Below are 22,345 nucleotides of genomic sequence, written 5' to 3'. Positions count from 1 at the left end.
CACCGCGGTGACCGCACACGCCGTCCATAAGCCCGCACGTCGCGAAATCGGGTGCGACTGCGTCATGGCGATGAACCTACCGTGTTACAGCCGTGACGCAAGTGTGGCCTGCTCAGGATGTTGCGTCTCCCAGCGAGTCCACAGCGGGGCGGGCCGCCGGGTGCAGCCCGACCTCCTGCGCCTTGACCGTGAACCACACCTGCTCGCCGATGGCCAGCCGCAGGGCCGCCGCCGACTCCGCGGTGATGTCGGCGGCCAGGCCGGGCGCGCCGTCGCTCTGTTCGGTCCCCCGCACCCGCACCCGCGCGCCGTCGGCATCCAGCTCCGCCACCCGCACCCGGATGCTGTTGCGCGGGCTGCCGTGCGGCAGGTCGCGGTACACCGCGACCGCCGCCGGGGAGAACACCGCGACCAGATCGTCGCCGGGCAGATCGGCGGCCCGGCTGCCATACCACTGCGTGCCGTCCGCGGCGCGCAGCGTCTGCGTGCTGACCGACACCCCGCGCACCACGTTCACGCCCGCGATGCGGGCGCCGAACCTGCTGCGCGGCGCGGCCAGCACGTCACCGACCCGGCCGACCTCGGCCACGCCGCCGTCCTCGAGCACCAGCACCCGGTCGGCCAGCGTCAGCACGTCGAGCAGATCGTGGGTGATCAGCACCGTGGCCCGGCCCTGCGCCGAGCACACCCTCCGCAACAGTGCCCGCACCGAAGCGGCCACCGCGACGTCGAGCCCGGCCAGCGGTTCGTCGAGCAGCAGCACCTCGGGTTCGGCGGCCAGCGCCCGCGCGATCGCGACCCGCTGGGCCTGCCCGCCGGACAGCCGGCCCGGCGGGCGGTCGGCCAGCTCGGCCAGGCCGACCTCGGCCAGCCAGGTCGCGGCGCCGCGACGCGCCGCGGACCGGCCGGCGCCGCGGCTGCGCGGGGCGAACTCGACGTTGGCCCGCACGCTCAGGTGCGGGAACAGCAGCGGGTCCTGCAGCAGCAGCCCCACCCGCCGGTCGTAGGTGGGCACCGCGATGCCCGCCGCGGTGTCGGTCAGTGCCCGCCCGCCGACTCGCACCAGGCCGGAATCGGGCTGCAGCAGCCCGGCGATCACGTGCATCGTGGTGGACTTGCCCGCGCCGTTGGGGCCGAGGATCGCGAGTACTTCCCCCGCGCCCACCGCGAAGTCGACGGCGAAGCCGCGGTCGGCCACCGTCGCGCAGAACTGCAGTTCAGCCATGGCCGGTCCAACCGGACAGGCGCCGAGCCCCCAACCCGAGCACGACGACGGCGGCCACGACGACCAGGAGCAGGGACAGCGCGACCGCTGCGTCCGGGTCGCTCTCGCGCTGCAGATAGATCTCCAGGGGCAGGGTCCTGGTCACGCCCTGCCTCGACCCGGCGAAGGTCAGGGTGGCGCCGAACTCCCCCAGCGAGCGGGCGAAGGCCAGGACGGCGCCCGACACCAGCCCGGGCGCCAGCAGCGGCAGGGTGACCCGCCACCACACGGTGGCCGGGCGCGCGCCCAGCGTCGCCGCCACCACCTCGTAGTCGGATCCGGCGGTGCGGGCCGCCCCCTCCAGCGCGATCACCAGAAACGGCAGCGAGACGAACGTCTGCGCCAGCACCACCGCGGTGGTGGTGAACGCGATGCGGATCCCGGCGGCCTCCAGATAGTGGCCGAGCAGGCCGAGCCGGCCGAACGCGTAGAGCAGCGCGATCCCGCCGACGACCGGCGGCAGCACCAGGGGCAACAGGATCAGCGGCCGCAGCGCCCGGACCACCCGTCCGTCGGTGCGGGCCAGCACCAACGCCATCGGGACGCCCAGCACCAAGCACAGGGCGGTGCTGGCGGCGGCGGTGCGCAGGCTGAGCAGCAGGGCCGCCTGCGACGAGGTGCTGGTGATCAGCGCCCAGAATCGCGTCCAGTCCACCTTGGCCGCCATCGCCGCCAACGGCAGCACCACGAATGCCGCGCCGAGCCCGGCCGGGAGGTACACCCAGCGCGGCAGGGGCGGTTGCGTTCCGGGTGCCCCGCCGCGCCTCACCCGTCACACCCTAGGGCGAAGCGACACGCCGTGTCCGGATCGTGTCGGCACGGCATTGGCTCAATTAGCTACCGTCCAGTAACATTTCTCTGCGATTCGACAAGCGGACGGTTCCCCCGACGGTTCCGCATGAGGAGGTCAAAGGCGATGGACGTGCTGGTCACTGGTGCCGACACCGAGCTGGGTCGCACGATCGCGGAAGGATTCCGCGACGCCGGCCACAAGGTGGTCATCAGCGGTGCCCGCCGCGACGACCTCGAGGTGGCCGCCAAGGAACTCGATGTCGACGCGATCGTCTGCGACACCACCGACCCGGCCGCCCTGGCCGCCGCGCGCAGCCAGTTCCCGCATCACCTGGACACCATCGTGCACGTCCCCGCCCCGGCCTGGACCGGCGGCGACCCGCGGGCCTACACGCTGTCCGACACCGCCAAGGCCTGGCGCACCGCGCTGGACGCCACCGTGCTGTCGGCCGTGCTGCTGGTGCAGAACATCGGCGACCACCTGCGCTCGGGCGGATCCATCGTGGCCGTGGTGCCCGACAACCCGCGCGACGGCGGCGCCGACGCCGCGGTCAAGGCGGCAGTGTCGAATTGGACTGCGGGCCAAGCGGATTACTTCGGCACCCGCGGCATCACGGTCAACACCGTGGCGTGCGGGCGCAGCGCGGAGCCGTCCTACGACGGGCTGACCACCACCCCGCCCTCGGTGGCCGCGGAGATCGCCCGGCTGGCACTGTTTCTCACCACCCCGGCGGCCCGGCACATCACCGGCCAGACCCTGCACGTCGGCCGGGGCGCGCTGGCCAACTTCGGCTGACCACGCATTCACCTGACGTTCGCCGCCGGCCGCTACCGTCGGCGTGGTGTCGATTCGGCGCCGGACCCGATCCGGGTCGGCGCAGCGGCCCGGGTGGCCGACATCACCCGGTCCGGTCAGGGACCGGCGCGAAGTCTGTCGTCCGGGCGACTACCGTAGTAGGTGTCCTGTGCATGTCGTTGAGGAGCAGAAATGACCCACCCCGGTGCCACCCCATCGGATAAGCACAAGGTCGTCATCATCGGTTCGGGATTCGGCGGCCTGAATGCTGCGCAGAAGCTCAAGCGGGCCGACGTCGACATCAAGTTGATCGCCAAGACCACCCACCACCTGTTCCAGCCGCTGCTGTACCAGGTGGCCACCGGCATCATCTCCGAAGGCGAGATCGCCCCGCCCACCCGCGTCATCCTGCGCAAGCAGGAGAACTGCCAGGTGCTGCTCGGTGAGGTCACCAATATCGACCTGGCGCACAAGACCGTCGACTCGATCCTGCTGGGCCACACCTACCGGACCCCCTACGACACCCTGATCGTCGCCGCCGGCGCCGGGCAGTCGTACTTCGGCAACGACCACTTCGCCGAGTGGGCGCCGGGCATGAAGACCATCGACGACGCGCTGGAGTTGCGCGGCCGGATCCTCGGCGCGTTCGAGCAGGCCGAGCGGTCCAGCGATCCGGTGCGGCGCGAGAAGCTGCTCACCTTCGTCGTCGTCGGCGCCGGTCCCACCGGCGTCGAGATGGCCGGCCAGATCGCCGAACTCGCCGACCACACCCTCAAGGGTGCGTTCCGCCACATCGACTCCACCCGGGCGCGGGTGATCCTGCTGGACGCCGCCCCCGCGGTGCTGCCGCCGATGGGCGAGAAGCTGGGCAAGAAGGCGCAGGACCGGCTGGAGAAGCTGGGAGTGGAGATCCAGCTCGGCGCGATGGTCACCGACGTCGACCGCAACGGGATCAGCGTCAAGCGTGGCGACGGCACCACCGACCGGATCGAGTGCGCCACCAAGGTGTGGTCGGCCGGCGTGTCGGCCAGCCCGCTGGGCAAGATCATCGCCGACCAGTCCGACGCCGAAATCGACCGGGCCGGACGGGTCAAGGTGCTGCCCGACCTGTCGATCCCCGGGCATCCCAACGTGTTCGTGGTCGGCGACATGGCGTTCGTCGAGGGTGTGCCCGGCATGGCGCAGGGCGCGATCCAAGGCGCCAAGTACGTGGCCAACGTGGTGAAGTCGGAACTCAAGGGCGCCGATCCGGCCGCCCGTGAGCCGTTCAGCTACTTCGACAAGGGCTCGATGGCGACGGTGTCGCGGTTCAGCGCGGTGGCCAAGATCGGCAAGATCGAGTTCGCCGGGTTCTTCGCCTGGCTGGCGTGGCTGTTCCTGCACCTGGTGTATCTCGTCGGCTTCAAGACCAAGGTCGCGACCATGCTGTCGTGGACCACGACCTTCCTCGGCCGCGGCCGCAGCCAGCTGACGATCACCGAGCAGCAGGCGTACGCGCGTACCAGAATCGAGCAGCTAGAGGAGATCGCCGCGACGGTCGACGACGAGAAAGCCGCCAGCTGAACGAGCCACCTGGCAATCGGCCGTGAGCGGACACCGAAATCACCGTGTTCGCCCACTGCCTGCCCTAGCATGATCAGCGACGACAGTTCCATAACGAGGGGGCCCGATGACATTCAATCGTTCTGTGCGACGCGCAGCTGCGGCAGCGATCGGCGCCGGTGCGGTGTTGCTCAGCGTGGCCGGCCCGGCTTCGGTGATGTTGGCGGGCCCGGCCTCCGCCGACCCGCCGCCCAACTGCACCACGGCCGACATGACCGGGATCATGGCGGGCGTGTCGGCGGCGATGTCGAGCTACCTGTTCACCCATCCGGACGTCAACGCGTTCTTCACCGGTCTGCAGGGGTTGCCCAAGGCCCAGGTGACCACGCAGACCCAGCAGTATCTGGACGCCAACCCGCAGGTCCGCGCCGATCTCGACGGTATCCGCCAGCCCTCGACGGACTTCCGCAACCGCTGCGGCCTGATCCAGCGCCCGCTCGCCGCCGGCGTGATCTAACAGCCTCTCGGCGTGGCCCGGCGCCGTTCGCGCGGCGCACCCTAAGGTTGTCGGCGTGGTCGTGAAGCCCGACGAAATCGTCTACCGCGTGCTGCAACGGCTGCCCACCCGGATGCTCTCGCTGCGCACCATCGTCATCGTCGCGGCACTGTCGGTGGTCATCCTGGTGCTGACCCTGGGCACCTGGGTGTGGGTCGGTGTCACCCACGACCAGTACAGCCAGCTGGACCGGCGCCTGGATTCGGTGAGCAGCCTGGGCGACGTCAGCTCACTGCTGACCACCGCCGGGCCCGGCGGGGTGGGCGCGCCCACCCCCGACGGAAACCTGGTGCGCACGATCCGGGTCGGCGCGATGGCCATGTCGGTGCCGCCCGACGTGGTGCTGCCTGCGCTGGGCGACGGCTACGCCAACACCACGATCGACGGCGTCGAGTACCGGGTTCGCACCTTCTCGGTCGGCGGGGCCACGATCGCGCTGGGTGCGCCGCTGGCCGAAACCCAGCGCCGCATCGCCGAACTGCACCTGCGGGTGCTGCTGATCTGCGCCGGGGTGATCGCGGGCACCGTGGTGGTCGGCTGGCTGATCTCGCTGATCATGATCAATCCGTTCCGGCTGCTGGCCCAGCAGGCCCGCGCCATCAACGCGCAGTCCAACCCCGACGAGGTGCAGGTCCGCGGCGTCAAGGAGGCGGTCGAGATCGCCGAGGCCGTCGAGGGCATGCTGGCCCGGATCGGCGACGAACAGGCCCGCACCAAGGCGGCCCTGGAATCGGCCCGCGACTTCGCCGCCGTCGCCTCCCACGAGTTGCGCACCCCGCTGACCGCCATGCGCACCAACCTCGAAGTGCTCTCCACCCTGGACCTCGCGCCTGAACAGCGCACCGAGGTGATCGGCGACGTCATCCGCACGCAGAGCCGCATCGAGGCCACGCTGACCGCGCTCGAGCGGCTGGCCCAAGGTGAGCTGACCACCGCCGAGGACTTCGTGCCGTTCGACATCACCGAACTGCTCGACCGGGCCGCCCACGACGCCGAACGCATCTACCGCGACCTGAAGGTGTCGCTGGTGCCGTCGCCCGCGGTGCTGATGGTCGGACTACCGGTCGGGCTGCGGCTGGTGATCGACAACGCGATCGCCAACGCCGTCAAACACGGCGCGGCCACCGAGATCCAGCTGTCGGTGTCCAGTTCTGCCGACGGCGTGCAGATCACCATCGACGACAACGGCAGCGGGGTGCCCGAAGAGGAACGCGCCGCCGTCTTCGAGCGGTTCTCCCGCGGCTCGACCGCATCGCGCTCCGGCTCAGGTCTCGGCTTGGCGCTGGTGGCCCAGCAAGCCGAATTGCACGGTGGCACAGCGTCGTTGTGCACCAGCCCGCTCGGCGGGGCCCGACTGGTGCTGAATCTGGCCGGCCGTCACGAGTAGAGCCGGGCGCCCTGCCAGGTCGAGATGCTGCCGCCGCGGGCGAGTTCCAGGGTGACGCCCACGGCGTCGGTGGCCGGCTCGGGATAGCGCAGTTCGCTCACGCACGCCAGCGGAGTACCCAGCGCATCGTCGGCCACCGTGCCGGCACCGAGCTCCAGGCGGTGCCGCAGCAGCGGCGCGCCGGCCAGGTCCGCGCGCAGGGCACCGCTCCACAAGCCTTCGCGCTCATCGGTTCTGCCGATCTGCACCCGCTCCCGCACGCGCAGCCGCGCAGCACTGTCCAAGCAGATCGTCATCTCGCTGGCGTGCCGGGCGGCCGCGGCGACGACGGTCGGTTCGGGGTCGAGGTCCAGCTCACCGGCGGTCTCGATGTGCCAGCACGCCCACGACTGGGTGCTGGTCGTACCGGGCAGCGCGACGGTGGCCGCCGCGGTACGCACCCGCAGTCGCGCCCCGGCCTCGACGATCAACCGGATCGCGATGGTGTCCCCGCCCAGCGGGGTGGCCGCCGCCGACACCAGATGCACGGTGTCGGCTTCGGTGTGCCGGGCCGCCAGGGCACCCCGGCATTCGATGCGGGGTAGCCGCCCGGGCGCAGCCACCACCAGCACGTCGGAACGCATCAGGCCGGCTGGTGGACGTTCAGCTGCTCACGTACCCACGACAGCACCGGGGACGCGGCCGGATCTTCGGTGAGCGAGATCAGCACCGTCGGGCGGCCCTCCCGCACCTTGGCGGCGTCGCGGCGCATCACCTCCAGATCGGCGCCGACCAGCGGTGCCAGGTCGGTCTTGTTGACCACCAACAAATCCGAGAACGTGACCCCAGGGCCGCCTTTGCGGGGCACCTTGTCGCCACCGGCCACGTCGACGACGAAGATCTGCACGTCGATCAGCCCGGAGGAGAACGTCGCGGTCAGGTTGTCGCCACCGGACTCCACCAGGATCAGATCCAGGTCGTCGTGCCCGGCGATGAGGTCGTCGATCGCGTCGAGGTTGGCGGTGATGTCGTCGCGGATCGCGGTGTGCGGGCAGCCGCCGGTCTGCACGGCGGCGATCCGGTCGTCGGGCAGCACCGCATGCCTGCGCAGGAAGTCGGCGTCTTCGGTGGTGTAGATGTCGTTGGTCAGCACCGCCAGCGACAGTTCGTCCCGCAGCTGGCGGCACAGCGCGGCGACCAGTGCGGTCTTGCCCGACCCGACCGGGCCGCCGACGCCGATCCGCAGCGGCTCCCCCGGCTGGCGGGAGCGCTTCGGCCGGTCGGTGTGGGCGTGCGGCTGTCCGTCAAGGAAATGTGGTGGCATGGAACTTCTTTCAGGAGACGAACAGCGGTCGTTCGCGTTGGGCGTGTCGCTGCGCGAGCTCGTCGAGCAGCGGATCGGACAAATCGGCGAGCCCGGCCGCGGCGTGTTCGGCGGTCTGCTCGCACAGCGGTGCCAGCTCGAAGGTGAGCGCCGCGACATCGGCGGGATCGAGCGCCAGCAGCCGTTGCGCGGCGGTCGCGGAGCCGGTCATCGTGGTGTAGACGATCGACAGCGCGGTCTGCTCGGGCGCCAGCCCGCTCACCGCGCCGACCCGGCCTGCCGCCACCGCGAGGTGCGGGCGCGGCCCCAAGGCGTCCCAGTCCCATTCGTGATCAGTCGACGGCCACACCCGCCGGGCCAGCCGCAGTAGCCCGCGGCCCTGCGCCCGGGAGGCCTGCCGGGCGGCGGGAGCCGGTGTGCGGGCATCGGTTTCGGCATCGCCGTCGGCGGGCGTGAGTTCCTCGCGTTGTACGGCCGCGGCAATCGAGGCTGTCACCAGCCCGCTGGTGCGGATCCGGCGGCGCAGATACGCCTCCAACGTGGCCAGGTCGGTCACCAGCCTGCTGGTCACCGCCTCCTCCACCCCGCCGGAGTGCACGTGTCCCCCGGTCGGCAACCGCGAGTCGGCCAGGGTCAGCAAGGTGGAAAGCGACGACATCAGAACAGGAAGTAGCGCTGCGCCATCGGCAGTTCGGCGGCGGGTTGTTCGGCCCAGACCTCGCCGTCGATGCGCACCGTGAAGGTGTCGGGGTCGACCTCGATCCGGGGCCGGGCGTCGTTGAGCGGCATCTGGGCCTTGCCGACGGCGCGCACGTTGCCCACCGGTGCCAGGCGGCGGTTCACCGCGATCCGGTCGGCCAGCCCGTCGTCGATGGCCTGCGGGGCGACGAAATGCACCGAGGTGGCCGCGGCGGCGGCCGGCGCCGCCCCGAACATGGGCCGCGGCAACACCGGTTGCGGGGTCGGGATGGAAGCGTTGGCGTCGCCCATGGCGGCCCAGGCGATCATCCCGCCCTTGAGCACCGCGTGCGGCCGTACCCCGAAGAACTCCGGCTCCCACATCACCAGGTCGGCCAGCTTGCCTACCTCCACCGAACCGACCTCGTGGTCGAGTCCATGCGCGACGGCCGGGCAGATCGTGTACTTGGCGACGTAGCGGCGCACCCGGTTGTTGTCCGCGGCACCGTCTCCCGCCAGTGCTCCGCGGCGGCGCTTCATCACGTGCGCGGTCTGCCAGGTGCGCAGCACCACCTCGCCGATCCGGCCCATCGCCTGGGAGTCGCTGCCGATCATCGAGATCGCGCCGAGGTCGTGTAGCAGGTCCTCGGCGGCGATCGTCGACGGCCGGATGCGGCTCTCGGCGAACGCCAGATCCTCCGGCACGCTGGGGTTGAGGTGATGGCAGACCATCAGCATGTCGAGATGCTCGTCGAGGGTGTTGACGGTGTGCGGCCGGGTCGGGTTGGTGGAACTGGGCAGCACGTTCGATTCGGCGGCGACGGTGATGATGTCGGGCGCGTGCCCGCCGCCGGCGCCCTCGGTGTGATACGCGTGGATGTTGCGGCCCTTGATCGCGGCCAGGGTGTCCTCGACGAAGCCCATCTCGTTGAGGGTGTCGGTGTGGATGTTGACCTGCACGCCGGCGGCTTCGGCGACGGTCAGGCAGGCGTCGATCGCCGCGGGCGTGGTACCCCAGTCCTCGTGCAGCTTGAATCCCGCTGCCCCCGAACGCAACTGCTCCCACATCGCCTCGGCGCTGACGGTGTTGCCCTTGCCCAGCAGGGCGACGTTCAGCGGCCACGAGTCGAGCGATTCCAGCATCCGGGCCAGGTGCCAGGAGCCTGGGGTCACGGTGGTGGCCTTGGAGCCTTCGGCAGGCCCGGTGCCGCCCGCCACGATCGTGGTGATGCCACTGCCAATGGCCTCGTCCATGATCTGCGGGCAGATCAGGTGCACGTGAGAATCGATGGCACCGGCGGTGACGATGCGGCCGTTGCCGGCGATGATCTCGGTCGACGGGCCGACCACGAGATCCGGATGAACCCCCGACATGATGTCGGGATTGCCGGCCTTGCCGATCGCGACGATACGACCGTCCCGGATTCCGATGTCCGCCTTGATGATTCCCCAGTAGTCGATGATCAACGCGCCGGTGATGACGGTGTCGGGTGCGCCGTGTGCCCGGGTGGCGCGGCCCTGGCCCATCGATTCGCGCAGCACCTTTCCGCCACCGAACACCGCTTCGTCGCCGGCCAGTCCCGGCCCGCCGCTGCGGTCCTCGGTGATCTCGACGATCAGATCGGTGTCGGCGAGCCGGACCCGGTCACCGGTGGTCGGGCCGAACAGTGCGGCATAGCGTGCCCGGGACAGCGCGGTCATCGCACGTCCAGCTTTCCGGGTGGAGTCAGGCTCAGGCCGTGCACCTCACGGGTTCCGGCCATCGGCACCAGCCGAACGCGCTGCGCCACACCGGGTTCGAATCGCACCGCGGTTCCTGCCGGGATGTCGAAACGGTGCCCGTAGGCGGCGGCGCGGTCGAACGACAGCGCGGCGTTCGCCTGCGGCAGGTGCACATGGCTGCCGACCTGTACCGGCCGGTCACCGGTGTTGACGATCTCCAGCTCGACGCGCGGGGCGCCCGCGTTGATCTCGATATCGCCCTCGCCGAGGAATACCTCTCCGGGAATCATGCTGTCCTTCATTGCCTCACGCGATGGGGTGGTGAACGGTGACCAGTTTGGTGCCGTCCGGAAAGGTCGCTTCGACCTGAACGTCGTGCAGCATCTCGGGCACGCCCTCCATCACCTCGTCGCGGGTGAGCACCGAACGTCCGCTGACCATCAGTTCGGCGACGGTGCGGCCGTCGCGCGCGCCTTCGAGTACGTGGTCGGTGATGAGGGCCACCGCCTCGGGATGGTTGAGTCGCAGCCCGCGCCCCTGCCTGCGGCGGGCGAGGTCGGCGGCGTACGAGATCAACAGCCGGTCGGTCTCATGCGGTGTCAGTCGCATAGTGCGCGATCCTGCCATGGCAGGACGCGATCAGCAGGTCGGCGAGCGCCCTATGCCTGCGGCGGCTCGGCTTCCAGGTTCTGCAGACGCACCTGACCGCGGGCGATGAGCCGGTCCTTGTCGTCACGGATGGTCACCAGCCACAGCTGCTGGCGCCGGCCACGGTGCACGGGCTCGGTGACGCCGTAGACCGTGCCGTCGGAGATCGCCCTCAGGAAATCGGTGTTGTTGTTCACGCCGACGACGTTGCCGCCGCCGTTGGCCGCCAGCCAGACGAAGGCGGACGTACTGGCCATCGACTCGATCATCGAGCAGTAGACGCCGCCGTGCACGATGCCCATCGGCTGCAGCAGCTTGGGCTGCACGTGCAGGTGTGCCTTGGCGCCGTCCGGAGTCAGTTCGGTGAAGATCAGCCCGAGTTCGTTGTCGAACGGGGCGGAGAAGGCGATCTGGTCGGTCGGCGATGGCTCTGATTGCACGCATCTGTGTCTACACCAGCCGTGTCGCCGCGATGAGGGACGGGCCCCGCGTAGCTCACGCGGGGCCCGTCCTCGGGATGGACCGGGGGTCTCTGCAGCCCTCAGGACTCCGGCGCGGTCCGTTCGTCTCGTCCCGCCCACAACACTAGGCAAGGCTTGCCTAACTTACAAGGGTTACCCCGTGCGGCGTAGCGCGCGCACCGGGAGCCCGAAGCCGCTCAGCGCGTCGAGGACTGCCTGCCCACGACGCATGCAGACGAGCTCGCCGCTTCCGGTGAGCAGGGGCACCTGCGTGGCGGTGATGATGATCGCCGAGCCGACCATCTGCCACATCGCCGCCGGGGTGAGCGACCCGTGGCTCAGCGAGTGCAGGCACTCGAAAATCGGCTCCAGCGACCGGTGGCTTCGGTGTGCCATCCAGGTCGCCAGCGCGAGTTCATTGGGCAGCCGGACGACGTCGGCCGTCGCCGGGTCGTCGGGCAACACCCGCAGCGTGGGGTCGACCACCGCTGTCCAGTCGATCGTGCCTTCGGAGTCGACGTGCATCCACAGGTTCCCCGGCCCGGTATCCCACGCCCGGCCCTCGAGCACGAACAGCGTGACCGCCCGGCCCAGAACCGCATGGGTGAAGGTCGCCGCCAACTGCTGGGCCACCGCGCGACGGTCGCCCAATTCGGCCACCGCGGCGTCGAACATCTCGGCCAGCCGGCCCGTCGTCGCGGAGTCCAGCGGCCACCATCGGCGCCGAGAAACATCCGCCATCACCGCAACGCCGTGCACCCGGGGGGAATCCGGGCTCAGGTCGCGCAGCCGGCTGCTGGATTCGTGCAGGGGCAGGATGCGGCGAATCGTCATCCCGTCGATCAACGGATCAACCACGGCTGTGGTCACGACACCTCCTCGGCTAGAGTTAGGGAAGCCTAACCAAAAACTGAGGAACAAAGTAAGCCTTGCCTAATGTGAATGCAGTCACAGGCGTGCCCGCTGGTGAACCCAGTGGCCTGCGGGTATGCGTTCCGGCGTCGACTGCGGGAACACCGCGGGCGTCGTCGGGAGTTGAACCGAAAAGTTGGATACGACGCCCGGTAGTAACCGGGAGTACTCTTGGTCCACTGCTACGGAATGAACGGATATGCCCAAGTTGACTCGTCTCGGCGAACTTGAACGCGCGGTGATGGACCACCTGTGGGCCGCTGGTGAGCCGCTGACGGTGCGCCAGGTCCACGAGGCGCTCTGTGCCGAGCGCGATCTGGCCTACACCACGGTGATGACCGTTCTCCAGCGGCTGGCACGCAAGAATTTGGTCTCCCAGATCCGCGACGACCGGGCCCACCAATACGCACCGGTGCACGGTCGCGACGAACTGGTCGCGGGCCTGATGGTCGATGCCCTGGATCAGGCATCCGATTCCGGTGGCCGACAGGCCGCGCTGGTGCAGTTCGTCGAGCGGGTGGGCGTGGACGAGGCGGACGCATTGCGCCGCGCGCTGGCCGAATTGGAATCCAGGCACCGTTCCACCTGGCCCGCTGGCGGTTCGCCCGGCGCCTGAGGGACACTGTCAGCGTGTCCGCGCTGGCCTTCACCATCCTCGCCTTGCTGCTGGTTGGTCCCGTGCCCGCGCTGCTTGCCAGAGCCTCGTGGACCATGCGTGCTCCGCGGGCGGCAATCGTGCTCTGGCAGTCGATCGCGGTGGCCGCCGTGCTGTCGGCCTTCAGTGCCGGCCTGGCCATCGCGAGCCGGCTGTTCGTCCCCGGTCCCGACGGCCGGCCCACCGCCACGATCACCAGCGAAATCGACGCCCTCGGCTGGCCCCTGTGGCTGGCATATGTCTCGGTGTTCGCGGTCACCCTGGTAATCGGTGCCCGACTGCTGGTCGCGGGCGTGCAGGTTGCCGTGGCCACCCGGCGCCGCCGGGCACACCACCGGATGGTGGTCGATCTGCTCGGCGACCCGTGGCAGGGCATGAGCGGGCTGCGGGTGCTCGACGTCGCCGAACCGCTGGCCTACTGCCTGCCCGGCGTGCGCAGCCGGGTGGTGCTCAGCGAAGGCACGCTGTCGGCGCTGACCGAGGCCGAACTGGTGGCGATCCTGAGCCACGAACGTGCCCACCTGCGGGCCCGGCACGATCTGGTGCTCGAGGCCTTCGTCGCCGTGCACACCGCCTTCCCCCGCTTCGTCCGCAGCGGCAGCGCGCTGGCCGCGGTGCGCCTGCTGGTCGAGTTGCTCGCCGACGACGCCGCGGTGCGTACCGCCGGCCCCACTCCCCTGGCCCGCGCCCTGGTGACGTGCGCGTCCGGGCCCACCCCGAAGGGCGCGTTGGCCGCAGGCGGTCCGACCACGCTGATCCGGGTGCGGCGGCTCGGCGGGCGTCCCAACAGCCTGCTGCTCGCGCTGGCCGCCTACGCCGCCGCCGCCGCGGTGCTGGTGGTGCCGACCTTCGCGGTCGCGATGCCATGGCTGACCGAACTGCACCGGCTGTTCCTGTCGTGACCCGCTGAACCCGTAAGACCCAGTGCCACAACATAATCCACACAACTGAAAGGCGCGAGATGAGCTCATCGCAGACGGACGGTACTGCACAGATCGGCGTTACCGGAATGGCGGTGATGGGCTCCAACATCGCCCGAAACTTCGCTCACCACGGGTATACCGTCGCCTTGCACAATCGGTCGGTCGCCAAGACCGATGCCGTGCTCGCCGAGCACGGTTCCGAGGGCAACTTCGTGCGCACCGAGACGATGGCCGAATTCGCCGCCGCGCTGGAGAAGCCGCGCCGGGCGCTGATCATGGTCAAGGCCGGTGACCCGACCGACGCCGTGATCAACGAACTCTGCGAGGTCTTCGAGCCGGGCGACATCATCATCGACGGCGGCAACGCGCTGTACACCGACACCATCCGCCGCGAGAAGGCAGTCCGCGAGCGCGGACTGCACTTCGTCGGCGCCGGCATCTCCGGTGGTGAGGAAGGTGCGCTGAAGGGCCCGTCGATCATGCCGGGTGGTCCGGCCGAGTCCTACACGTCGCTCGGCCCGCTGCTCGAAGAGATCTCCGCCCATGTCGACGGGGTGCCGTGCTGCACCCACATCGGCCCCGACGGTGCCGGACACTTCGTCAAGATGGTGCACAACGGCATCGAATACTCCGACATGCAGCTCATCGGCGAGGCCTACCAGCTGCTGCGCGACGGGCTGGGCAAGACCGCACCCGAGATCGCCGAGATCTTCGCCGAATGGAACAACGGCGATCTGGACAGCTACCTGATCGAGATCACCGCCGAGGTGCTGCGCCAGACCGATGCGAAAACCGGTAAGCCGCTGGTCGACGTGATCGTCGACGAGGCCGAGCAGAAGGGCACCGGCCGCTGGACGGTCAAGTCGGCGCTGGACCTCGGGGTGCCGGTGACCGGAATCGCCGAGGCAGTGTTCGCCCGCGCGCTGTCGGGCTCGGTGCCCCAGCGCAAGGCGACCACTGGCCTGGCCTCCGGCGAGCTGGGTGAACGACCCACGGACGCAGCGCAGTTCATCGATGACGTCAGCAAGGCGCTCTACGCGTCGAAGATCATCGCCTACGCCCAGGGCTTCAACCAGATCCAGGCCGGCAGCGCCGAATACAACTGGGGCATCACCCTCGGCGACATGGCCACCATTTGGCGCGGCGGCTGCATCATCCGGGCCAAGTTCCTCAACCGGATCAAGGAGGCGTACGACGAGAACGCCGAACTCGCCACGCTGATCGCTGCTCCGTACTTCCGCGATGCGGTCGAGGCGGGTATCGACAGCTGGCGCCGGGTCGTCGTGAAGGCCACCGAGCTGGGCATCCCGGTCCCCGGTTTCGCCTCGGCGCTGTCCTACTACGACGCGCTGCGCACCGAGCGGTTACCCGCAGCACTGACCCAGGGCCTGCGCGACTTCTTCGGTGCGCACACCTACGGCCGCACCGACGCCGACCCGGCCGCCCGCTTCCACACGCTGTGGAGCGGCGACCGCAGCGAAGTACAGGCCTGAGCCCGGGCAGTACCCTCAGGTACGTGCGCTTTCTCGACGGCCAGCAGCCTCCGTACGACCTGACCTACGACGACGTCTTCATCGTCCCCAACCGATCCGACGTCGCGTCCCGGTTCGACGTCGACCTGTCCACCTCCGACGGCACCGGCACCACGATCCCGGTGGTCGTGGCGAACATGACCGCAGTGGCGGGGCGGCGGATGGCCGAGACGGTCGCCCGCCGCGGCGGGATCGTGGTGCTGCCCCAGGACCTGCCGATCGATGCCGTCAAGCAGACGGTCGACTTCATCAAGAGCCGGGACCTGGTGGCCGACACACCCGTGGTCCTGGCCCCCGACGATTCGGTCTCCGACGCGGTCGCGCTGATCCACAAGCGTGCCCATGGCGCCGCGGTGGTGGTGTTCGAGGGCCGGCCGGTCGGCCTGGTCACCGAGGCCGGCACCGTCGGTGTGGACCGGTTCGCCCGGGTGCGCGACATCGCGGTCACCGACTTCGTCACCGCGCCGGTGCACACCGAACCCCGCCAGGTGTTCGAGCTGCTGGAGCACGCGCCGGTGGACGTCGCGGTGCTCACCGAGGCCGACGGCACGCTGGCCGGGGTGTTGACCCGGATCGGTGCGATCCGCGCGGGCATCTACACCCCCGCCGTCGACGCGGCCGGCCGGCTGCGGATCGCCGCGGCGGTCGGCATCAACGGTGACGTGGCCGCCAAGGCGCAGGCGCTGGCCGAGGCCGGGGTCGACGTGCTGGTGGTCGACACCGCCCACGGCCACCAGCTCAAGATGCTGGAGGCGATCAAGGCGGTGTCGTCGCTGGACCTCGGTGTCCCGCTGGCGGCCGGGAACGTCGTCTCCGCAGACGGCGCCCGCGACCTGATCGGCGCCGGCGCCTCGATCGTCAAGGTGGGTGTCGGCCCCGGCGCGATGTGTACCACCAGGATGATGACCGGGGTCGGCCGTCCGCAGTTCTCCGCTGTGCTCGAATGTTCCTCTACGGCAAGGGAACTCGGTGCTCACGTGTGGGCCGACGGCGGGGTTCGGCACCCCCGCGACGTCGCGCTGGCCCTGGCGGCAGGCGCGTCCAACGTGATGATCGGCTCGTGGTTCGCCGGCACCTACGAATCGCCCGGCGACCTGATGCGCGACCGGGACGGCCGGCCGTACAAGGAGAGCTACGGGATGGCCTCCAAGCGGGCGGTGGCCGCCCGCACCAGCGCCGACAGCGCGTTCGACCGGGCCCGCAAGGCGCTGTTCGAGGAGGGCATCTCGACCTCGCGGATGGCGCTGGACCCCGACCGCGGTGGCGTCGAGGACCTGCTCGACCACATCACCTCCGGAGTGCGCAGCACCTGCACCTACGTCGGCGCCGCCACCATCGCCGAACTGCACGAACGGGTGGTGCTCGGGGTGCAGTCGGCGGCCGGGTTCGCCGAAGGGCACCCGCTGCCCACCGGCTGGTGAGCCGGTCACCGTCGGCCTAGCCGCTACCATAGGGACTTGTTCTGCTCCCCGAGGAAAGGGAACCTGTGCCGCAGGCACCCATCGAGGTCCCCGCGGATCGGGCTGCCTGGGGCGAGCGCCCCGCAGACGAGGCCGAGGCCGAACCTTCTTCTAGCCGGCCGGGCATGTGGCCCGGCCGCCCCACCCGCTCATGACTGCCCTCTACACCGCGCTGAGCCTGTTGGCGATCGTCGTGCTGACGTTCGGAACGGCGTTGTTCGTGGCCGCCGAGTTCTCGCTGACCGCCCTGGAACGCAGCACCGTCGACGCCAACGCCCGCGCCGGTGACCGCCGCGACGAGTTCGTCCAACGGGCTCACCGCACGCTGTCGTTCCAGCTGTCCGGTGCCCAGCTCGGCATCTCGATCACCACCCTGGCCACCGGCTACCTCGCCGAACCGGTGCTGGCGCGGTTGTTCGACCCGGTGCTCGACCTGCTGCACGTGCCGGAGCGCGCGGTGCCGGGAATCGCCCTGGTGCTGGCCATCCTGATCGCCACCTCGCTGTCGATGGTCTTCGGCGAGCTGGTGCCCAAGAACCTGGCGGTGGCCCGGCCGGTGCCGACCGCGCGGGCCACGGCCGGATTCCAGCTGATGTTCTCCACCGTGATGACACCGGCGATCAAGGCCACCAACGGGACCGCCAACTGGATCCTACGCCGGCTGGGCATCGAACCCGCCGAGGAACTGCGCTCCGCGCGATCACCGGAGGAACTCGGCGCGCTGGTACGCAGCTCGGCCGAGCACGGCTCGCTCGACGAGGACACCGCGGCGCTGGTCAACCGCTCGCTGCAGTTCGGCTCGCGGATCGCCGAGGAGTTCATGACCCCGCGCACCGAGATCGAGACGCTGGAGGCCGACGACACCGTCAGCGATCTGGTGGCGGCCTCGTTCAACACCGGGTTCTCCCGTTTCCCCATCGTCAACGGCGACCTCGACGACACCATCGGGATCGTCCACGTCAAGCAGGTGTTCAGCCTGCCCGCCGCGCAGCGCTCCACCACCCGGCTGGTGTCGCTGGCCATCCCGGTGCCCACCGTGCCGTCCACCCTGGACGGTGATGCGCTGATGGCGCAGCTGCGTGCCCACGGTCTGCAGACCGCGATGGTGGTCGACGAATACGGCGGCACCGCGGGCATGGTCACCGTCGAGGATCTGATCGAGGAGATCGTCGGCGACGTCCGAGACGAGCACGACGACGCCACGCCCGATTTCCAGAAGTCCGGCCTGGGCTGGCGGGTGTCGGGCCTGCTGCGGATCGACGAAGTGGCCGAGGCGACCGGCTTCCGGGCACCCGAAGGCGAGTACGAGACCATCGGCGGGCTGGTGCTGGAGAAGCTCGGTCACATCCCCGAGGTGGGCGAATCGGTCGAGCTGTCGGCCTTCGACCCGGACGGATCGTTCGACGATCCGGTGCGCTGGCGTGCCACCGTCGTCGAGATGGACGGCCGGCGCATCGATCAGCTGGTGCTGACCCAGCTGGTGGCGCCCGCCGACGGGGACGGGGAGCGCTGATGGGCGGCGACATCCTGGGCGTCCTGCTGACGATCGCGCTGCTGGCCGCCAACGCCTTCTTCGTCGGCTCGGAGTTCGCGCTGATCTCGGCGCGCCGCGACCGGCTGGAAACCATGGCCGAACAGGGCAAGCGCAGCGCGGTCACGGTGTTGCGGGCCGGCGAGCAGCTCTCGCTGATGCTGGCCGGCGCGCAGCTGGGCATCACGGTGTGTTCGATCCTGCTGGGCCGGGTGGGCGAACCGGCCGTCGCCCACCTGCTCGAGAAGCCCTTCGACCTGGTCGGGGTGCCGGACGCGGTGCTGCACACGGTGTCGTTCGTGGTGGCGCTGGCGGTGGTGGTGACCCTGCACGTGCTGCTCGGCGAGATGGTGCCCAAGAACATCGCGATCGCCGGACCGGAGAAGACGGCCATGCTGGTGATCCCGTTCTACCTGGTCTACGTGCGGATCGCCCGGCCGTTCATCGGCTTCTACAACTGGGCGGCCAACGCCACCCTGCACGTGTTCGGCATCGAGGCCAAAGACGAGCTCGACGTCACGGTGTCCACCGTGGAACTCGCCGAGATGATCGCCGAATCCCGCTCCGAGGGTCTGCTCGATCCCGAGGAGCACATGCGGCTGACCCGCGCGCTGCAGATCCGCAACCGGGTGGTCAACGACGTGGCTGTTCCGCTCCGCGAGATCCGCGCGATCCCGGTGGCCGCACCGGGCCGCGGGCCGACGGTCAGCGCCGTGGAGCAGGCGCTGCGCGAGACGGGCTACTCCCGGTTCCCGGTCGACGGCGGCGACGGCACCCTGATCGGCTACCTGCACATCAAAGATGTGCTGAGCCAGATCGACGATCCGGATTCGGTGCTGGACGTCGCGGTGGTGCGGCCCCTACCCCGGGTCCCCGCGGACATGCCGCTGCCGGACGCGTTGTCGCAGCTGCGCCGCGACAACAGCCATCTGGCACTGGTCACCGAGGGCGGCGCGGGCTCGGAGTCGGTCTGCGCGATGGTTGCCCTGGAGGACCTGGTCGAGGACCTCATCGGGACCGTGCGCGACGGAATGCATCGTGCCTGAGCTGCTGGGCCACGCTGACTGGACGGCCAGGGCTGCCGCGCACCGGGCCCGGGTGGAGGCCTTCACCGGCCCGCACGACCGTCGCGCCCGGCGCGGGGAAGCCCACCCGGTGTGGGATTTCCTGTTCACCTACTACAGCCTGCGGCCCCGGCAACTGCGCATCTGGCATCCCGGCTACGGCGCGGTGCTGGCCGGGCCGTCCGCCCGCGACTACCTGGACCGGGCCGGCTACGTGCAGACCGGCGACGGGGTCACCGTCGGTGCCGACTATCTGCGATCGCGCCGCGACACGGTGGCATTCGTCGCCGGCCTGCTGCGCGCGACCGCGGCGCGCACCCCGCAGTTCGGCTGCTTCGGCCTGCACGAATGGGCCATGGTGTACCGCACCGACGCGGTCCGCCACGGCCGGGTGCCGCTGCGGCTGGGTCCGGCCGGCACCGACGCCGTCGTCGAATCGATGCCGCTGCGCTGCACGCACTTCGACGCCTACCGGTTCTTCACCGCCGCGGCCGCGCCGCGCAACCGCGGCGTGCCCACCCGCGCCGGCCAGCGCGACTGGGAGCAACCCGGCTGCCTGCACGCGAACATGGATTTGTACAAATGGTGCTACAAGCTCGGCCCGCTGGTCGACTCCGAACTGCTGGTGGACTGTCTGGAGCTGGCCGCCGAGGCGCGCGAGCTCGACATGCGGGCCAGCCCCTACGACCTGACCGCGCTGGGGTTTGAGCCGATCCCGGTCGAGGAACCCGCCGGACGAGCGGAATACGTACGCTGCCAGGGAGTTGTCAGTGAGCGCGCGGCACCATTGCGGGCAGCGTTGCTGCTGTGGTGCGAACGGCTGTTGGGCGACGGTGTGGCGGCCGTCGCCTACGACAGCGTGTCGGAGGGGGTCCTACCTGCGGGTAATATGAATTGATTTGTCGTGAGGGAGGACAGATGACCGAACGAGTGCCCGTGGGCAACCTGCGTGTGGCGCAGGCGTTGTACGACTTCATCACCAACGAGGCGCTGCCAGGCACCGGGATCGACCCCGACAGCTTCTGGTCCGGCGTGGACAAGGTCGTTGCCGACCTGACGCCGCAAAACCAGGATCTGCTCGCCCGCCGCGACGAACTGCAGGCCCAGATCGACAAGTGGCACCGGCAGCGCATCATCGGCGGTATCGACGCCGGCGAGTACCAGCAGTTCTTGCGCGACATCGGCTATCTGCTGCCCGAGCCGGCCGACTTCACCATCACCACCTCCGGCGTCGACGACGAGATCACCACCACCGCGGGCCCGCAGCTGGTGGTTCCGATCCTCAACGCCCGCTTCGCGCTCAACGCCGCGAACGCCCGCTGGGGTTCGCTGTACGACGCCCTCTACGGCACCGACGTGATCAGCACCGAGGGTGGCGCCGAACCGGGCACCAGTTACAGCCGGGTCCGCGGCGACAAGGTGATCGCCTACGCCCGGGACTTCCTCGACAAGGCCGCTCCGCTGGCGTCGGGCTCCTGGGCCGACGCGACCGGCATCAGCGTCGGCGACGGAGTCCTGGAGATCGCGCTGGGCGACGAGTCCACCCAGCTCGCCAGCCCGGAGAAGTTCGTCGGCTACACCGGCGAGCTGGGCGAGCCCGCATGGTCGGTGCTGCTGGTCAACAACGGGCTGCACATCGAGGTCCTGATCGATCCCGAGTCCCCGATCGGCAAGACCGACTCGGCCGGTATCAAGGACGTCGTGCTGGAGTCGGCGATCACCACGATCATGGACTTCGAGGACTCGGTGGCCGCCGTCGATGCCGAGGACAAGGTGCTGGGCTACCGCAACTGGCTGGGCCTGAACAAGGGCGATCTGGCCGAAGAGGTCAGCAAGGGCGGCAAGACGTTCACCCGGGTGCTCAACGACGACCGCACCTACAAGACTCCGGGCGACGGAGAGCTGACTCTCCCCGGCCGCAGCCTGCTGTTCGTCCGCAATGTCGGACACCTGATGACCAACGACGCGATCGTCTTCGACAACGACGGTGCCGACGGTGCCGAGGTGCCCGAAGGTATCCAGGACGCGCTGTTCACCAGCCTGATCGCCATGCACGGGCTCAAGGCCGAGGACGGCAGCCCCCGCCAGAACAGCCGCACCGGCTCGATCTACATCGTCAAGCCGAAGATGCACGGCCCGGACGAGGTCGCCTTCACCTGCGAGCTGTTCAGCCGGGTCGAAGACGTGCTGGGCCTGCCGCAGAACACCATCAAGGTCGGCATCATGGACGAGGAGCGCCGCACCTCGGCCAACCTGAAGGCGTGCGTCAAGGCCGCCGCCGACCGGGTGGCGTTCATCAACACCGGCTTCCTGGACCGCACCGGCGACGAGATCCACACGTCGATGGAAGCCGGCCCGATGATCCGCAAGGGTGCGATGAAGACGCAGCCGTGGATCCTGGCCTACGAGGACCAGAACGTCGACGTCGGCTTGGCGACCGGGTTCTCCGGCCGGGCGCAGATCGGCAAGGGCATGTGGGCCATGACCGATCTGATGGCCGACATGGTGTCCCAGAAGATCGGCCAGCCCAAGGCCGGGGCCACCACGGCGTGGGTGCCCTCGCCGACGGCGGCGACCCTGCACGCGATGCACTATCACTACGTCGACGTCTACGAGGTGCACAAGGAGCTCGCCGGCCAGACCCGCACCAGCATCGACGAGCTGCTGACCATCCCGTTGGCCGCCGAGCTGGCGTGGTCCCCGGAGGAGATCCACGAAGAAGTCGACAACAACTGCCAGTCGATCCTGGGGTACGTGGTGCGCTGGGTCGACGCCGGCGTGGGCTGTTCGAAGGTGCCCGACATCCACGATGTCGCACTGATGGAAGACCGTGCCACGCTGAGGATTTCCAGCCAGCTGCTGGCGAACTGGCTGCGGCACGGCGTGATCACCGAGGACGACGTGCGTGCGAGCCTGCGCCGGATGGCCGCCGTGGTCGACGCGCAGAACGCCTCTGATCCGGACTTCAAGCCGATGGCGACCGACCCGGACAACAGCATCGCGTTCCAGGCCGCCCAGGAGTTGATCCTGGCCGGCGCGGCCCAGCCCAACGGCTACACCGAGCCGATCCTGCATCGGCGTCGCCGGGAGTACAAGGCCGGCACCGGCGCCTGACCCCA

General features: G+C 69.7%; 22 protein-coding genes. 12 read left to right on the top strand and 10 right to left on the bottom strand.

Annotated features, from left to right (window positions below; genetic code table 11):
- Nucleotides 1-112: 112 nt before the first annotated feature.
- Entirely contained in the window at nt 113-1,225 is a 1,113-nt protein-coding gene (locus tag MSZK_RS00785; RefSeq protein WP_099243816.1) for a sulfate/molybdate ABC transporter ATP-binding protein, read from the bottom strand.
- Complete coding sequence (locus MSZK_RS00780) at nt 1,218-2,033, bottom strand: ABC transporter permease (protein WP_199203136.1); 816 nt, start codon at nt 2,031-2,033, stop codon at nt 1,218-1,220. Before MSZK_RS00780 ends, MSZK_RS00785 begins: the two co-directional genes overlap by 8 nt.
- 129 nt (nt 2,034-2,162) lie before the next feature.
- On the opposite strand from MSZK_RS00780, the gene MSZK_RS00775 reads away from it, so the two are divergent.
- From MSZK_RS00775 to MSZK_RS00760, 4 genes are all read left to right on the top strand, one after another.
- Nucleotides 2,163-2,852, top strand: coding sequence for an SDR family oxidoreductase (locus tag MSZK_RS00775; RefSeq protein WP_199203135.1), 690 nt, complete (start codon nt 2,163-2,165; stop codon nt 2,850-2,852).
- Nucleotides 2,853-3,044: 192 nt separating this feature from the next.
- The gene (locus MSZK_RS00770) at nt 3,045-4,415 is read left to right on the top strand and encodes an NAD(P)/FAD-dependent oxidoreductase (protein WP_099243812.1); all 1,371 of its coding nucleotides are present in this window, start codon (nt 3,045-3,047) and stop codon (nt 4,413-4,415) included.
- A gap of 106 nt (nt 4,416-4,521) precedes the next feature.
- Entirely contained in the window at nt 4,522-4,911 is a 390-nt protein-coding gene (locus MSZK_RS00765) for a heme-binding protein (protein ID WP_099243810.1), read from the top strand.
- Between the two features lie 112 nt (nt 4,912-5,023).
- Nucleotides 5,024-6,337 carry a sensor histidine kinase KdpD gene (locus MSZK_RS00760; RefSeq protein ID WP_099243846.1) on the top strand — a complete coding sequence of 438 codons (1,314 nt, stop codon included), beginning with the start codon at nt 5,024-5,026 and terminating at the stop codon, nt 6,335-6,337.
- On the opposite strand, the gene MSZK_RS00755 is transcribed toward MSZK_RS00760, so the two are convergent.
- The 8 genes from MSZK_RS00755 to MSZK_RS00720 all read right to left on the bottom strand — a co-directional run bounded on the left by MSZK_RS00755 (nt 6,328) and on the right by MSZK_RS00720 (nt 12,019).
- On the bottom strand, nt 6,328-6,960 hold the full coding sequence (locus tag MSZK_RS00755; RefSeq protein ID WP_099243808.1) for an urease accessory protein UreD: 633 nt from the start codon (nt 6,958-6,960) through the stop codon (nt 6,328-6,330). The genes MSZK_RS00760 and MSZK_RS00755 overlap by 10 nt on opposite strands.
- Nucleotides 6,960-7,640 (bottom strand): urease accessory protein UreG, encoded by a 681-nt coding sequence (ureG, locus tag MSZK_RS00750; protein ID WP_099243806.1) that lies wholly within the window; start codon nt 7,638-7,640, stop codon nt 6,960-6,962. The genes MSZK_RS00755 and ureG overlap by 1 nt, the downstream gene beginning before the upstream one ends.
- Before the next feature lie 10 nt (nt 7,641-7,650).
- On the bottom strand, nt 7,651-8,298 hold the full coding sequence (locus MSZK_RS00745) for an urease accessory protein UreF (protein ID WP_099243804.1): 648 nt from the start codon (nt 8,296-8,298) through the stop codon (nt 7,651-7,653).
- Entirely contained in the window at nt 8,298-10,019 is a 1,722-nt protein-coding gene (locus MSZK_RS00740) for an urease subunit alpha (RefSeq protein ID WP_099243803.1), read from the bottom strand. Before MSZK_RS00740 ends, MSZK_RS00745 begins: the two co-directional genes overlap by 1 nt.
- On the bottom strand, nt 10,016-10,330 hold the full coding sequence (locus MSZK_RS00735) for an urease subunit beta (protein WP_099243844.1): 315 nt from the start codon (nt 10,328-10,330) through the stop codon (nt 10,016-10,018). Before MSZK_RS00735 ends, MSZK_RS00740 begins: the two co-directional genes overlap by 4 nt.
- Nucleotides 10,331-10,346: 16 nt before the next feature.
- On the bottom strand, nt 10,347-10,649 hold the full coding sequence (locus MSZK_RS00730) for an urease subunit gamma (protein ID WP_099243801.1): 303 nt from the start codon (nt 10,647-10,649) through the stop codon (nt 10,347-10,349).
- Between the two features lie 50 nt (nt 10,650-10,699).
- Nucleotides 10,700-11,128 carry a PaaI family thioesterase gene (locus tag MSZK_RS00725; RefSeq protein WP_099243798.1) on the bottom strand — a complete coding sequence of 143 codons (429 nt, stop codon included), beginning with the start codon at nt 11,126-11,128 and terminating at the stop codon, nt 10,700-10,702.
- 174 nt (nt 11,129-11,302) lie between these two features.
- On the bottom strand, nt 11,303-12,019 hold the full coding sequence (locus MSZK_RS00720; protein WP_099243796.1) for an iron reductase: 717 nt from the start codon (nt 12,017-12,019) through the stop codon (nt 11,303-11,305).
- A 241-nt stretch (nt 12,020-12,260) separates the two neighbouring features.
- Here MSZK_RS00720 and MSZK_RS00715 point away from each other — a divergent pair, with 241 nt between their 5' ends.
- The 8 genes from MSZK_RS00715 (at nt 12,261) to MSZK_RS00680 (ending at nt 22,340) form a co-directional block, all read left to right on the top strand.
- Nucleotides 12,261-12,677, top strand: a complete 417-nt coding sequence (locus tag MSZK_RS00715) for a BlaI/MecI/CopY family transcriptional regulator (protein WP_099243794.1) — start codon at nt 12,261-12,263, stop codon at nt 12,675-12,677.
- Nucleotides 12,678-12,691: 14 nt separating this feature from the next.
- The gene (locus tag MSZK_RS00710; RefSeq protein ID WP_099243792.1) at nt 12,692-13,618 is read left to right on the top strand and encodes a M56 family metallopeptidase; all 927 of its coding nucleotides are present in this window, start codon (nt 12,692-12,694) and stop codon (nt 13,616-13,618) included.
- Nucleotides 13,619-13,677: 59 nt separating this feature from the next.
- Nucleotides 13,678-15,132, top strand: coding sequence for an NADP-dependent phosphogluconate dehydrogenase (gene gndA / locus MSZK_RS00705; protein WP_099243790.1), 1,455 nt, complete (start codon nt 13,678-13,680; stop codon nt 15,130-15,132).
- A 23-nt stretch (nt 15,133-15,155) separates the two neighbouring features.
- Nucleotides 15,156-16,592: a GuaB1 family IMP dehydrogenase-related protein gene (locus tag MSZK_RS00700; protein WP_099243788.1), complete on the top strand. Its 1,437-nt coding sequence runs from the start codon at nt 15,156-15,158 to the stop codon at nt 16,590-16,592.
- A 190-nt stretch (nt 16,593-16,782) separates the two neighbouring features.
- Nucleotides 16,783-18,144, top strand: a complete 1,362-nt coding sequence (locus tag MSZK_RS00695) for a hemolysin family protein (RefSeq protein ID WP_099243786.1) — start codon at nt 16,783-16,785, stop codon at nt 18,142-18,144.
- A complete protein-coding gene (locus MSZK_RS00690; RefSeq protein WP_099243784.1) occupies nt 18,144-19,208 on the top strand; it encodes a hemolysin family protein in 1,065 nt (354 codons plus the stop codon). Before MSZK_RS00695 ends, MSZK_RS00690 begins: the two co-directional genes overlap by 1 nt.
- Complete coding sequence (locus MSZK_RS00685) at nt 19,201-20,124, top strand: 3-methyladenine DNA glycosylase (protein ID WP_099243781.1); 924 nt, start codon at nt 19,201-19,203, stop codon at nt 20,122-20,124. Before MSZK_RS00690 ends, MSZK_RS00685 begins: the two co-directional genes overlap by 8 nt.
- A gap of 20 nt (nt 20,125-20,144) precedes the next feature.
- Nucleotides 20,145-22,340: a malate synthase G gene (locus tag MSZK_RS00680; protein ID WP_099243779.1), complete on the top strand. Its 2,196-nt coding sequence runs from the start codon at nt 20,145-20,147 to the stop codon at nt 22,338-22,340.
- Nucleotides 22,341-22,345: the final 5 nt, after the last annotated feature.

The organism is Mycobacterium sp. shizuoka-1, from assembly GCF_002723835.1.
Classification (GTDB): Bacteria; Actinomycetota; Actinomycetes; order Mycobacteriales; family Mycobacteriaceae; genus Mycobacterium.
This window is presented reverse-complemented; position numbering and strand designations above follow the sequence as displayed.

Excerpts from the sequence above, each read along its gene's own strand:
- MSZK_RS00785 (WP_099243816.1), bottom strand. The coding sequence starts at position 1,225 with ATGGCTGAACTGCAGTTCTGCGCGACGGTGGCCGACCGCGGCTTCGCC.
- MSZK_RS00775 (WP_199203135.1), top strand. The coding sequence starts at position 2,163 with ATGAGGAGGTCAAAGGCGATGGACGTGCTGGTCACTGGTGCCGACACC.
- MSZK_RS00770 (WP_099243812.1), top strand. The coding sequence starts at position 3,045 with ATGACCCACCCCGGTGCCACCCCATCGGATAAGCACAAGGTCGTCATC.
- MSZK_RS00765 (WP_099243810.1), top strand. The coding sequence starts at position 4,522 with ATGACATTCAATCGTTCTGTGCGACGCGCAGCTGCGGCAGCGATCGGC.
- MSZK_RS00760 (WP_099243846.1), top strand. The coding sequence starts at position 5,024 with ATGCTCTCGCTGCGCACCATCGTCATCGTCGCGGCACTGTCGGTGGTC.
- MSZK_RS00755 (WP_099243808.1), bottom strand. The coding sequence starts at position 6,960 with ATGCGTTCCGACGTGCTGGTGGTGGCTGCGCCCGGGCGGCTACCCCGC.
- ureG (WP_099243806.1), bottom strand. The coding sequence starts at position 7,640 with ATGCCACCACATTTCCTTGACGGACAGCCGCACGCCCACACCGACCGG.
- MSZK_RS00745 (WP_099243804.1), bottom strand. The coding sequence starts at position 8,298 with ATGTCGTCGCTTTCCACCTTGCTGACCCTGGCCGACTCGCGGTTGCCG.
- MSZK_RS00740 (WP_099243803.1), bottom strand. The coding sequence starts at position 10,019 with ATGACCGCGCTGTCCCGGGCACGCTATGCCGCACTGTTCGGCCCGACC.
- MSZK_RS00735 (WP_099243844.1), bottom strand. The coding sequence starts at position 10,330 with ATGATTCCCGGAGAGGTATTCCTCGGCGAGGGCGATATCGAGATCAAC.
- MSZK_RS00730 (WP_099243801.1), bottom strand. The coding sequence starts at position 10,649 with ATGCGACTGACACCGCATGAGACCGACCGGCTGTTGATCTCGTACGCC.
- MSZK_RS00715 (WP_099243794.1), top strand. The coding sequence starts at position 12,261 with ATGCCCAAGTTGACTCGTCTCGGCGAACTTGAACGCGCGGTGATGGAC.
- gndA (WP_099243790.1), top strand. The coding sequence starts at position 13,678 with ATGAGCTCATCGCAGACGGACGGTACTGCACAGATCGGCGTTACCGGA.
- MSZK_RS00695 (WP_099243786.1), top strand. The coding sequence starts at position 16,783 with ATGACTGCCCTCTACACCGCGCTGAGCCTGTTGGCGATCGTCGTGCTG.
- MSZK_RS00690 (WP_099243784.1), top strand. The coding sequence starts at position 18,144 with ATGGGCGGCGACATCCTGGGCGTCCTGCTGACGATCGCGCTGCTGGCC.
- MSZK_RS00680 (WP_099243779.1), top strand. The coding sequence starts at position 20,145 with ATGACCGAACGAGTGCCCGTGGGCAACCTGCGTGTGGCGCAGGCGTTG.